This is a genomic window from Brevundimonas sp., from assembly GCF_027487935.1.
In the GTDB taxonomy this organism is placed as follows: Bacteria; Pseudomonadota; Alphaproteobacteria; order Caulobacterales; family Caulobacteraceae; genus Brevundimonas.
The window spans coordinates 83,340-96,170 of sequence record NZ_JAIYCP010000033.1; the positions used below are offsets into that span (position 1 = coordinate 83,340).

At 68.2% G+C, this 12,831-nt stretch carries 8 protein-coding genes; 2 read left to right on the forward strand and 6 right to left on the reverse strand.

Annotation, left to right across the window (positions count from 1 at the left end):
- Window positions 1-146: 146 nt before the first annotated feature.
- Together mfd and Q0053_RS12455 are read right to left on the reverse strand one after the other, a co-directional pair.
- A complete protein-coding gene (gene mfd, locus Q0053_RS12450) occupies window positions 147-3,599 on the reverse strand; it encodes a transcription-repair coupling factor (protein WP_298100627.1) in 3,453 nt (1,150 codons plus the stop codon).
- Window positions 3,599-3,991, reverse strand: a complete 393-nt coding sequence (locus tag Q0053_RS12455) for a succinate dehydrogenase assembly factor 2 (protein ID WP_298100629.1) — start codon at window positions 3,989-3,991, stop codon at window positions 3,599-3,601. Before Q0053_RS12455 ends, mfd begins: the two co-directional genes overlap by 1 nt.
- On the opposite strand from Q0053_RS12455, the gene recG reads away from it, so the two are divergent.
- Window positions 3,990-6,077, forward strand: a complete 2,088-nt coding sequence (recG, locus tag Q0053_RS12460; protein WP_298100631.1) for an ATP-dependent DNA helicase RecG — start codon at window positions 3,990-3,992, stop codon at window positions 6,075-6,077. The genes Q0053_RS12455 and recG overlap by 2 nt on opposite strands.
- Before the next feature lie 726 nt (window positions 6,078-6,803).
- On the opposite strand, the gene Q0053_RS12465 is transcribed toward recG, so the two are convergent.
- Genes Q0053_RS12465 through kdsA form a run of 4 tightly spaced genes read right to left on the reverse strand, consistent with a single transcriptional unit; the run spans window position 6,804 to window position 11,241 of the window.
- Window positions 6,804-7,910 (reverse strand): DUF3089 domain-containing protein, encoded by a 1,107-nt coding sequence (locus Q0053_RS12465; protein ID WP_298100633.1) that lies wholly within the window; start codon window positions 7,908-7,910, stop codon window positions 6,804-6,806.
- The gene (gene rfaD / locus Q0053_RS12470; protein WP_298100635.1) at window positions 7,907-8,908 is read right to left on the reverse strand and encodes an ADP-glyceromanno-heptose 6-epimerase; all 1,002 of its coding nucleotides are present in this window, start codon (window positions 8,906-8,908) and stop codon (window positions 7,907-7,909) included. Before rfaD ends, Q0053_RS12465 begins: the two co-directional genes overlap by 4 nt.
- Window positions 8,905-10,359, reverse strand: a complete 1,455-nt coding sequence (gene rfaE2, locus Q0053_RS12475) for a D-glycero-beta-D-manno-heptose 1-phosphate adenylyltransferase (RefSeq protein ID WP_298100637.1) — start codon at window positions 10,357-10,359, stop codon at window positions 8,905-8,907. Before rfaE2 ends, rfaD begins: the two co-directional genes overlap by 4 nt.
- 18 nt (window positions 10,360-10,377) lie before the next feature.
- Complete coding sequence (gene kdsA / locus Q0053_RS12480) at window positions 10,378-11,241, reverse strand: 3-deoxy-8-phosphooctulonate synthase (protein ID WP_298100639.1); 864 nt, start codon at window positions 11,239-11,241, stop codon at window positions 10,378-10,380.
- 111 nt (window positions 11,242-11,352) lie between these two features.
- Between kdsA and Q0053_RS12485 the strand changes: the two genes are divergently transcribed.
- Window positions 11,353-12,813, forward strand: a complete 1,461-nt coding sequence (locus tag Q0053_RS12485) for a deoxyribodipyrimidine photo-lyase (protein WP_298100641.1) — start codon at window positions 11,353-11,355, stop codon at window positions 12,811-12,813.
- Window positions 12,814-12,831: the final 18 nt, after the last annotated feature.

Below are 12,831 nucleotides of genomic sequence, written 5' to 3' on the forward strand. Positions count from 1 at the left end.
GGTTCGGCGATCGCCAACGGTTTCGTCAGCGATAATGCACGTTCTCAGCGGTGCCTGCCATGGCCCGCCGTCTGCGACGAATGGTCCGCAACGGCGCACCGGTTCGGGGATGCCGCGGGGCGTCAGGGTCATGCGCCCGGCTGACCTCAGGCCCCCGCCACCCGCGCCAGATCGGCCGTGATCCGCTCGGCCACCTTCAGGCGCTCGGCCGCCGTGTCCCACTCGCCCTTGACCACGATCTTCTGGTCCGGCCGGATCTTCCAGAAGGCATGGTTCTTCTGGATCAGCCCGACCAGCCCCATGGGGTTGGGGAAGGTGTTGTTGCGCAGGGTCAGCACCGCCCCCTTGGGCCCGATGTCGATCCGCTCGATACTGGCGGTCTTGCAGTTGGCCTTGATGCCGACGATGCGCAGCAGCTGTTTGGCCTCGTCCGGCAGCGGCCCGAACCGGTCGATCAGCTCGGCGGCCAGGGCCTCGCGCGTCTCGGAGTTTTCCGCGTCCGACAGACGGCGGTACAGGCTCAGACGGACGTTCAGGTCGGGGACATATTCCTCGGGGATAAGCACCGCCGCCCCGACATTGATCGCCGGCGACCAGCCGCGATCGACGACCCCGCCGCCCTCGCCTGACAGACGCAGCTCCGACACCGCATCTTCCAGCATCTGCTGGTACAGCTCGACCCCGACCTCACGGATATGGCCGGACTGTTCGTCGCCCAGCAGATTGCCGCCGCCGCGCTGGTCCAGATCATGGCTGGCCAGCTGGAAGCCGGCCCCGAGGTTGTCCAGCGACTGCAGCACCTGCAGCCGGCGCTCGGACGACAGGCTCATCGGCCGGTTCGGCGGCGTGGTCAGATAGGCGAAGGCTCGCGCCTTGGCCCGGCCGATACGGCCCCGGATCTGGTGCAGCTGGGCGAGGCCGAACATGTCGGCCTTGTGCACGATCAATGTGTTGGCAGTCGGAACATCAAGTCCGGACTCAACAATCGTGGTCGACAGCAGCAGGTCGTAACTGCCGTCGTAGAAGGCGCTCATCACGTCTTCGAGCTGGGTCGGTGACATCTGGCCGTGGCCGACCACGAATTTGATCTCGGGCACCTTCTCGCGAAGGAATTGCTCGATGTCCGGCAGGTCCGACAGGCGCGGCACGACATAATAGGCCTGACCCCCGCGATATTTCTCGCGCAGCAGGGCCTCGCGGACCAGCACCGGGTCCCAGGGCGTGACATAGGTCCGCACCGCCAGACGATCGACCGGCGGGGTGGCGATGATCGACATCTCGCGGATGCCCGACAGGGCCATCTGCAGCGTCCGCGGGATGGGCGTGGCGGTCAGGGTCAGCAGATGCACATCGGCGCGAAGGCCCTTGAGCTTCTCCTTGTGCTTGACCCCGAAATGCTGCTCTTCATCAACGATAACAAGGCCCAGATCCTTGAACCCGACCTGATCACTGAGCACCGCATGGGTGCCGACCACGATCTCGAACGCGCCGTCCTTCAGCCCTGCCCGCGTCTCGGCGGCGTCCCTGGCCGTCACCATCCGCGACAGGTGGCGCACCTTGACCGGCCAGCCGGCAAACCGCTCGCTGAAGGTCTTGAAATGCTGCCGCGCCAGCAGGGTCGTCGGGCAGACGATGGCCACCTGCTGCCCGCTCATGGCCACGACAAAGGCGGCCCGCAGCGCGACCTCGGTCTTGCCGAAGCCGACGTCGCCGCAGATCAGGCGATCCATCGGCGTGCCCTTGCCGAGGTCCTCCAGCACATCGCCGATGGCGTTCAGCTGGTCGTCCGTCTCCTCATAGGGGAAGCGGGCGCAGAATTCGTCGAACAGCCCCTGCGGCGGCACAATGGCGGCCGATGTGCGCAACGACCGCTTGGCCGCGAGCGCGATCAGCCCCTCGGCCATGTCGCGCAGGCGCGCCTTGGCCTTGGCCTTGCGCGCCTGCCAGCCCGCCCCGCCCAGCCGGTCCAGCTGCGCCCCGTCGGTCTCCGAGCCGTAGCGGGTCAGGAGGTCGATGTTCTCGACCGGCAGATAGAGTTTGCTGTCGCCGGCGTAGAGCAGCTCCAGACAGTCGTGCGGGGCCTGCTGGATCTCCAGCGTCTTCAGTCCCTCATAACGGCCGATCCCGTGATCCAGGTGGACCACCAGATCGCCGGTCGTCAGGGCCGAGGCCTCGGCCAGGAAGTTGGACGCCCGCCGCTTCTTCTTCGGCCGGGCCAGCCGGTCGCCCAGCATGTCGGTCTCGGAGATGACGGCGATGGCATCCGTCTCGAACCCGTGCTCGACCGGCAGGACGCCGCGCAGATAGAGATCTTTTGGGGCCGCCTGGACATCGGCCCAGTTCCGCACCGCCACCACATGTTCCAGCCCGTGGTCCGACAGCATGGCCGCCAGTCGCTCGGACGAACCCTCGGTCCATGAGGCGAAAAGCACCCGCTTGCCCGCCGCTTTCAGCGCCTCGGCGTGGCGCGCCACGGCCTCGAACAGATTGACGCTGTCCTGCGCCCGCTCGGCGGAGAAATTCCGCCCCAACCGGCCCCCGGCATCCTCACCGGGACCGTGGAAGGGCGACAGCCGTCGCACCCAGCGACCGGCCAGGGCGGTGTTCCAGTCGCCTTCACCCAGATACAGCCGCTCCGGCGGCAGGGCCCGATACGCCGCCCCGCCCTTGCCCATGGCCGCGTCGCGCCGGGCCTCATATGCGTCCCGGGTCAGGTTCCAGCGCTCGGCCCGCGCCGCCTCCACCTGATTGTCGAGGAACAGCCGCGCATCGTCGGGCAGATAGTCGAACAGGGTCTCCAGCCGGTCGTAGAGCAGCGGCAGCCAGTGTTCCATGCCCTGCCGCCGCGCGCCCTCGCTGATCGCGGCGTAGAGCGGATCGTCGCCCGCCGCCCCGAACAGGCCCAGATAGCCGGTGCGGAAACGCGAGATGCTGTCGGGGTCCAGCAGGGCCTCGGACACCGGTGCCAGATGCACCTCGCGGCGCTGACCGGTCGAACGCTGGGTGGCCGGGTCGAAGGTGCGGATCGACTCCAGCTCCGAGCCGAACATGTCCAGCCGCACCGGCTCCTCAAAGCCCGGCGGATAGACGTCGATGACGCCGCCGCGCACCGCGAACTCGCCCTTCTCCGACACGGTCGAGGCCCGCATATAGCCGTTGGCGGCGAAATACCGCTCCAGTGCCGCCGTATCGAGATCAAGTCCGACCGTGGTCTGGAACCCGGCCCCGTTGGTGATCTCGCGTGGCGGCGTCCGCTGCATGGCCGCGCCGACGGTGGTCACGACCAGCATCGCCTTGCGGTCGCCCGGTGCGCGCTGCGCCAGCCGCGTCAGGGCCGCCATCCGCTCCGCCGAAACCGACGAGGTCGGGCTCAGCCGGTCATAGGGCAGGCAGTCCCAGGCCGGGAACTCGACCACCTCGACGCCCTCGGCGAAGAAGCCGAAGGCCTGAACAAACTCGCCCATCCGGGCATAGTCGCGGGCCAGGAAAAGCCCGACGCCGCCCCCGGCCTTCAGCTGTTCGGCCACGACCAGGGCATCGAGCCCCTCGGGGGCGCCGCCCAGTTCCTGTTCGCTGCGTTGCGGACCCGCTCCGTCCATCAACCGGCACCCTCGGCCACGGCCAGTGCCACATGATCGCGCATGAAGACCCGGATCTTCGCCATCACCGGAGTCTCATGCTCCCCGGGCGTCGGCTCGGTGCCGATGATCCAGGCGTACAGCCGGTGATCGTCGTCCTCGGACAGCAGGTGTTCCAGACTGTCCAGTTCGCCCTCGTCGAGCGTCGGCCCGACCTGGTCCACGAACGGACCCAGCACCAGATCGGCTTCGCGGAACCCGCGCCGCCATGCCCGGAAGGTGATCCGGCCGAGTCGTTGCTTCAGACGTGCATCAATATCGGCCACAAGGTTCCTTGCCCGGTCGGTGAGGTTCAATCGCGATGCGGAGATAGCGTTCCAGACGCGCTTTCGCCAGCTATGCTGTCGATCCATGCGGCCGCAGATTCTCTTTCCCCTGTTCGCGGAGGTTTCCAGCCTGAAGGGCGTGGGGCCGAAGATCCTGCCGCTCGTCCAGAAACTGGCCGGGCCGCTGGTCCGCGACCTGGCCTTCCTGTCCCCTGCGGGCCTGATCATGCGCCAGCCGATGACAGCGGCGAATGCGGTCGAGGGACAGGTCGGTATCTTCGAGATCGTCATCGACCGGCTGATCGTCCCCGGCAAGCCGGGCGTCCCGATCAAGGTCCGGGCCTCCGACGACACCGGCTTTGTCCACATGATCTGGTTCGGCGGCTCGGCCCAGCACATCGACCGCCTGCTGCCCAAGGGCCAGAAGCGGCTGGTCTCCGGCAAGGTCGAACGCTTCAACGCCGAGGTCCAGATCGTCCACCCGGACATCTTCACCCCCGAACAGGCCGGCGAGATCGCGGCGATCGAGCCGGTCTATCCGGCGACCGCCGGCCTGTCGTCGCGCGTGGTCCGCAAGCTTGTCCAGACCGCCCTCACCCACGCCCCCGACCTGCCGGAGTGGCAGGACCCGGCCTGGCTGGCGAAAACCCGCTGGCCCGGCTGGCGCGCCGCGCTCGAGGCCCTGCACGCCCCGACCTGCGAGCCCGAGCTGGAACCCGACGCCCCGGCGCGGCAGCGGCTGGCCTATGATGAGCTATTGGCCCACCAGCTGGCGCTGGCCCGTCGCCGTCGGGCGCGCCAGATCACCCCGGGCCCCCGCATCGCCCCGGGCGAAGCCTCCGCCCGGCTTCTGGCCGCCCTCGGCTTCGACCTGACCGGAGCCCAGCAGCAGGCCGTCGCCGAGATCCGCCGCGACCTGGCCTCGGGCGAACAGATGGGCCGGCTGCTGCAGGGCGACGTCGGCTCGGGCAAGACGGCCGTCGCGGCCCTGGCGCTCGCGGATACGGCCGCCTCGGGCTTCCAGGCCGCCCTGATGGCCCCCACGGAAATCCTCGCCCGCCAGCACTGGCAGCGACTGGCCCCCATGCTGGAGGCCGCCGGCGTGCCGACCGTTTTGCTGACCGGCCGCGACACCCCGGCCGAGCGCCGCACGCGTCTCGCCGCCCTGGCCTCGGGCGAGGCCGGGGTCGCTATCGGCACCCATGCCCTGTTCCAGGATGCTGTCCGCTTCGACCGGCTGGCGCTGGCCGTCATCGACGAACAGCACCGGTTCGGCGTCAATGAGCGCCAGAGACTGCAGGCCAAGGGCGATCCCCGCACCGGCGGCGTCCATCTGCTGACCATGTCGGCGACACCCATCCCGCGCACCCTGGAACTGACCCAGTACGGCGAGCTCGAGGTGTCGCGCCTGAACGAAAAGCCGCCGGGCCGTACCCCGATCACCACCGCCGTCCTGCCGCTGGCCCGCATCGGCGAAGTGGCCAAACGGCTCAAGGCCGCGATCGACAGCGGCGCCCAGGCCTACTGGATCTGCCCCCTGGTGGCCGAGAGCGAGACGGTCGACCTCGCCGCCGCCGAGGCCCGCGCCGCCGACCTGCGCCGCATCCTCAAGGTCGAGGTCGGCCTCGCCCACGGCCAGATGCCGGGGGCCGAGCGCGAGGCCGTCATGACCGACTTCGCCGACGGCCGCATCCCCCTGCTGGTCGCCACCACCGTGGTCGAGGTCGGGGTCGATGTGCCCAACGCCACCATCATGGTCATCGAACACGCCGACCGCTTCGGCCTCGCCCAGCTGCACCAGCTGCGCGGCCGGGTCGGGCGCGGGGCCAAGGCCAGTGCCTGCATCCTGCTGTACGGCGGCGGCGACGACGGGCTCGGCGAGACGGCCCGCCTCAGGCTCGAGACCCTGCGCCGGACCGAGGACGGCTTCGAGATCGCGGAGGAGGATTTCCGCCTGCGCGGCGGCGGCGATCCGCTCGGCCTCAAGCAGAGCGGCTTCCCGGCCTACCGCTTCGCCGACCCGATCCGGCACCGGTCCCTGCTGCTGGCGGCCTCCGACGACGCCCGTCTGGTCCTGGGCCGCGACCCGGATCTGACGTCTCCCCGCGGCGATGCCGTCAGGGTGCTGGAAGCCCTGTTCGACTGGCGCAACGACCGGCCGGGGATTGATTAGGCTGAAGCCAGGCTGGATGCCTTGTCATCCCCGACACAGCGAAGCGGAGATAGCGCCTTTGTCATCCCCGACGCAGCGAAGCGGAGATCGGGGACGACTGCTGCACCCCTTCTTTCCGGCCTCCCGGACAGCCCGCTTGGGCTGAGCCGGGAGCAAGGCCGCCACCGCCCAGCAAGAAAGAGCTTGTCCCTCGTTCAGCGATACGATCCCAACGGATGTGCTGTCTCCGCCCGTCTCCCGGCTCAGCCCAAGCGGGCTGTCCGGGAGAGACCAGAGAGGGCTTCTCCCGTCCCCGATCTCCGCTTCGCTGCGTCGGGGATGACAAGACGCTTGGACCTATGTCGCTTGCCTCAAGGGTGCGAAGAGGCTCGGGTTGTGTCGTCGGACAGACTTGGTCGCCCGAAGGAAGTCAGCATCAGAGAAGTTTGCCGTGGCTTCCCGAAACTCTTCAACCACAGTGTCGAGGATGGGGAGACACACGGCCGGATCGGCATCTTGAGCGTTCTTCAGCGCGCCATGGGCTTCGACGACCAGGGTGGCTACGAGCAGCCAATCGTATGAATCCAGCGTCGCCGGTTGTACCAACAACAAATGTGCTCGCTCCGCAGCCAAAGCGGCCCGATTCCGGTGACTTTCGGCCTTATCCATTCGCCAGAGATGCCTTCCCACTCGCTAACGTGCAACGACGCTTTCTGACCTTGGCGAACATCCAGCCGCACACAGCGCCTAGCGCGTGGTCCGTCCCCGCCAGACCGCCATCCGCGCCTGAACATCTGCTTCAATATCACCATAAAATAGATTGTAGGGCCGTGACTTTCTGCGGTCGGCCCAGTTGCCGGTCTCGCGGAAGGACTCGGTCTTCAGCTCGGTATGGCGCAGCAGGCCGCCGCGGCACTGGGTGGCGATTTCGCGGGCCATCAGGGCCGGGCGAACACCCCATTCGAGGCCGGTGGCATTGGTCGCCCCCTGATGCAGGCGCGCCTCGACCGGGGCGGTGTCGGTCGAACCGGTCACCGGGTTGACGCACAGGGCCTCCCGGCCCGCGAGATCGACCAGCCGGCCCCGGGCGTCCCAGACCAGGGCCCGCCTCAGCCGCCGTTGCCCGGCCCCGTCATTGCCCTCGCTGACCGGCGACCAGGCGACGATACAGCCGACCTGGGCGCGGCTGGCGCAGGCCGGAACCTCGGCCGTCAAGGAATCCACGGCGGCCACGACATCCACCAGATAGACCGCCACCAGCCGGGCGCGCAGGGCCGGGTCGCGGGCCACCCGCTCGCGCACCAGACGCTCGACCAGATCGCCCCCCTGCTCCACGCCGGCCAGCACAATGGGGCCGTCCGGATGTTGCTTGATCCAGACATCGAAGGCCGCGGCGATGTCGCGCCAGGCAAAGGCCCGCGCCTCGCGCGCATCCTCGCGTAGCGTCAGCCGGGTGTAGAGGCTGCTCTGGCGATAGCGCGGGGCGCTGATCGCACCGGCCCGCGAAAATGGGCCGGCATAGTTGGGCAGCACTACCCGCCGCAGCCAGGCGTCGGCGGCGCGATCGCCGATGGGGCCATTCCACTCGCGGCCGCCGTCAAAGGTGGTCGAATGGACGAAGAAGATCGACGCCGGGCCCGAATCCGCCCCGCGCTCATCCCACAGCGCCCAGGCCGTCGGCCGGGCATAGTCGGGGGCCGGCGGCGGCGTATAGGTCTGGAACGGCACCTGTGGGTCCAGACCGGCCCGAAGAATGTCACCCCGCCAGATCGCCAGGGCCGTGGCCAGCAGAAGCACGATGCCAAGGCCGGTCCAGCCGGCCCACTGGCGCAGGCTCATCCGGCCGGGCTTCATCGATAGGGATCCGTCTTTGCGAGGAAGCTCTGCACATAACGCCGGACCCCCTCTTCCAGCGGCGTCGACTGGCCCTCGAAGCCTGCGGCCCGAAGCCGCTCCATCCTCGCCTCGGTGAAATACTGGTATTTGTCGCGGATGCTCTCCGGGGTGTCGACATAGTCGACCCGGGGCGTCTTGCCCGCAGCGGCGAAGGTCGCATGGGCGAGGTCGAGGAAGGACCGCGCCTGTCCCGAACCCGCATTGAACACGCCGGAGACATGCGGCGCATCGAGCAGCCATTCGACGATATCGACCACATCCTCGACAAAGACGAAGTCGCGCATCTGGCCGCCGTCGGCATAGGCCGGGTTGTGCGACCGGAACAGCGTGACCGGTTCGTCGGCCGCAACCTTGGGCCAGATCTGGGCCACGACCGACTTCATTCCGCCCTTGTGGCCCTCGTTCGGGCCGTAGACGTTGAAGAATTTCAGCCCGGCCCACTGGCTCGGCGACTGGCCACGATCCGACTGCCGTGCCGCATACTGATCAAACAGCATTTTCGAATAACCATAGGCATTTAGCGGACGAAGTGCGCTCAATGCCTCAAGGCTGTCATCGTCCTCGAACCCGGCCTCGCCGTCGCCGTAGGTCGCCGCCGATGAGGCGTAGATCAGCCGCGCATCCCGCAGGGCGCACCAGTCCCAGATGTCCCGCGACAGGCTGAAATTGGTCCGCAGGATCAGGTCGGCGTCCGCCTCGGTGGTCGAGGAGATCGCCCCCATATGCACCACGGCCTCAATCGATTCCGCATGGCGCTCCAACTGGTCGAACAGTTCCTCCGGCTGCCAGAAGTCGGCGATCGGGTGTTTGGCGATATTCCGCCACTTGCCCAGGGACGCCTCCTCCAGCCGGTCACAGACGATTACGTCGCGCCGGTCCTCGGCACACAGACGGGCGACGATGTTGGAGCCGATGAAGCCCGCACCGCCGGTGACCACGATCATGCGCCGGCTCATGTTTCGTCCTTCATCTTCCCGATCGTCTTCGTCGTCGAATAGCCGTCCTCGAACCTGGCCAGCCTGACCTCCCCGCCCCAGCTCTCGACCAGGTCGCCACCGACCACGGCCTCGCGGCTGTAGTCCGCCCCCTTGATCAGCACATCGGGCCGCAGCCGCTCGATCAGGGCCAGGGGCGTGGGATCGTCAAAGGCCGTCACCCGGTCCACCGACTGCAGCCCGCCGATGACCACGGCCCGGCTGTCGAGGTCGTTGATCGGCCGGCCCTCGCCCTTCAGCCGCCGTACCGAGGCGTCCGTATTCAGCGCCACCACCAGCCGGTCGCACCAGCCGCGCGCCTGGGCCAGATAGGCGACGTGGCCCCGGTGCAGGATGTCGAAACAGCCGTTGGTGAAGCCGACCCTCAGCCCCTGCCGTTTCCAGCCCTCGACCACCTGCGCCAACTCCTCCAGCGGCATGACCTTGGCGTGGGCGCCCGCGGCGTGCTGGCTCATTTCGGCGTCGATCAGCTCCGCCGGGCTGACCACAGCCGTGCCCGCCTTTCCGACCACCACACCCGAGGCGAGGATGGCGAATTCGACGGCCGTCTCCAGCGAGGCACCAGCCCCCAGCGCCAGCCCCAGGGCCGCCAGGCCGGTGTCACCGGCCCCCGAGACGTCAAACACTTCCCGGGCGCGGCCGGGGAAATGGCGCACCGGACCGCCGCGCCGCATCAGGCTCATACCCTTGCCCGCCCGCGTGACCACCACCGCCTTGACCGTCGTGGCATCGAGCAGGGCCGCCAGCGCCGTCTCGACCTCCGCATCCGTCTCGACCGGCAGGCCCGTCGCCCCGGCCAGTTCACTGGCATTGGGCTTGATCAGATCAACCGCACCATAGCGGGCGAAGTCCCGACCCTTGGGGTCGACCACGACCGGCGCACCGGCTTTTTGCGCCGCAGCCAGAGCCTGGGCGATCACCGCATCGCTGACCACACCCTTGGCATAGTCCGACAGCAGATAGACAGAAGCCCCTGTAAAGGCGTCGCTTTCCTTGCCTAACAGGGCCGCAGCCTCATCGTCGAGCCGCAGCAGCTGCTGCCCCGCGGCCACGAAGCGCGTCTTGACGATGGTGGCGACCCCGGCGCGACGCTCGATCACATCCTCAATGCCCGGTTCGGCTGCAATCAGCTCCGCCAGCTCGTCACCGGCCGCGTCCTGACCGGCCACGGCCCCCAGCCGTGCCACGCCGCCCAGGGCCGCGACATTGCGGGCCACATTGCCGACCCCGCCCGGCATGGCCGTCATCCGGCGCGTGCGAAGGATCGGGATCGGCGCTTCCGGCGAGATCCGGCTGACCTCGCCATAGACATAGCGGTCCAGCATCAGGTCGCCGACGCAGGCGACCTTCAGCCCACGCAGCCGCTCCAGCAGCGCCTGCAGTTGTCCGAGATCGAGGGTCCGTTCAGCCATCTGCTTGGCCTATCGGATTCAGGCCGCTTTCGCCATCCGCGCCTTGGTCAGGTCGTCATAGGCGATCAAATCGGCTGCCAGCGCCTCGAACTGGTCAAGCGGTACCATGTTCGGCCCGTCCGACGGCGCATTGTCGGGGTCCTGGTGGGTTTCCATGAAGACGGCGTCCACGCCCACCGCCACGGCGGCGCGCGCCAGCACCGGCACAAACTCCCGCTGCCCGCCCGAGGACGTCCCCTGCCCGCCCGGCTGCTGGACCGAGTGAGTCGCGTCGAACACCACAGGGCAGCCGATCTCGCGCAGGATCGGCAGGGCCCGCATGTCCGACACCAGGGTATTGTAGCCGAAGCTGGCCCCGCGCTCGCAGGCCATGACATTCGGATTGCCCGCCCCGACCACCTTGGCGATGACGTTCTTCATGTCCCAAGGGGCCAGGAACTGGCCCTTCTTGATGTTGATCGCCTTGCCCGTCGCGGCGGCGGCCAGCAACAGGTCGGTCTGACGGCTCAGGAAGGCCGGGATCTGCAGCACATCCACCGCCTCGGCGGCGATGCGGCAATGTTCCTCGGTGTGAACGTCGGTCAGGACCGGCAGGCCTGTAACCTCGCGAATCTCGGCGAAGATGGGCAGGGAGCCTTCCAGACCGAAGCCGCGCGCGGCCGTCGCGGAGGTGCGGTTGGCCTTGTCGAAACTGGTCTTGTAGATGACGCCGACGTTCAGCCGCTCACCGATCTCCTTCAAGGCATGGGCCATTTCCAGCGCGTGCTGGCGGCTCTCCAGCTGGCACGGGCCGGCGATGAAGACGATCCGCTGGCCGCCACCGATGGAGACCGGCCGCTTCAGGCCCTGCGAGATATCGATAACAGCGTTCGGCTTGGACAAGGCGGAATTCCCGGATTTGCGGCTTGGCTATGCGCGGTCAATGCCGCACTCATGCGGCGATCAGGTGGCGTCGGACGACGAGGTTCGCAAGCTATCACGGAGCCCGACCGCATGACCACCAAGGCCGACGACTCCCCGATAATCCTTTGGTTCCGCCGGGATTTGCGACTGGCGGACAATCCGGCCCTGACCCACGCTGTCGAGACCGGCCGCCCGGTCATCCCCGTCTACATCCTCGACCCGGGTGCAGCCGCTTCGACGGGCGGGGCGTCCCGTTGGTGGCTGGACAAGTCCCTGCGCGCTCTCGACGCCTCGCTGCGGGAACTGGGCTCGCGCTTGATCCTGCGACGTGGCGACAGCGAGGCCGAACTGCGACGACTGATTCGTGAGGCCGGGGCCAGCACCGTCTTCCTGAACCGCCGCTTCGAGCCCGAGGCCTTCGCCCGCGACGCCGACATCGCCCAAGGCCTTCAGGCCGAGGGCATCCTTTGCAAGGGCTGGAACGGCACCCTGATGGCGCGACCGGGTTCGGTGCTCAACGGCTCGGGCCAGCCCTACAAGGTTTTCACCCCCTTCCACCGGGCCCTTCTGGCGACCGCGGTCGCACCGCTCCCCACCCTCGCGCCCGATAAGCTGACGACTCCGACAGGGCTCGCTTTCGACGACATCCATAGCTGGGGGCTGCATCCTGCCCGACCGGACTGGTCCGGTGGCTTCGACTGGACGCCGGGGGAAGCCGGGGCCGAGGCCGCCCTGGCGGCCTTTGTGTCACGGGGGCTGAAGTCCTACAGCCTCGGCCGCGACATTCCCGCCGAACCGGCCACCAGTCGCCTTTCGCCCCATCTGCATTTCGGCGAGATCAGCCCCTGGCGCGCGATCGGGGCGGCCCGGGCCGCAGCCGCCGAGGGTCGCGTCCCGGCCGCAGAGGTCGACAAATTCGTCGCCGAGATCGGCTGGCGGGAGTTCTCGGCCCATCTGCTGCACGCCTTCCCGCAGATCACCGACACGGCCTTCCGGCCCGAATATGACGCCATGCCCTGGCGTGATGACCCCGCCGGGCTCAAGGCGTGGCAGCGCGGCCGCACCGGCTATCCCGTCGTGGACGCCGGCATGCGTGAGCTCTGGACGACCGGCTTCATGCACAATCGGGTGCGGATGATCGTGGCCTCCTTCCTGGTCAAACACCTGCTGATCGACTGGCGCGAAGGCGAGCGATGGTTCCGGGATACGCTGGTCGATGCCGATCTGGCGTCGAATCTGCAGAATTGGCAGTGGGTCGCTGGATCCGGAGCCGATGCTGCCCCGTATTTCCGCATCTTCAATCCCGTCACACAGGGTCAGAAATTCGATGCAGACGGTCGCTATGTCCGCCGCTGGGTTCCGGAGCTCCGCAAATTGCCGGATCGGTGGCTTCATGCCCCGTGGACAGCGCCTGTCGGTGTGCTGGATTTCGCCGGCGTCCGGCTGGGTCGCGACTATCCACGGCCCCTGGTCGACCATACCGTGGCGCGGGAGCGGGCCCTTGAAGCCCTCAAGACCGTCGTCGGCAGCCGCGCGGCCGCAGAGGATTGACGGCATCGCCGGTTCGCC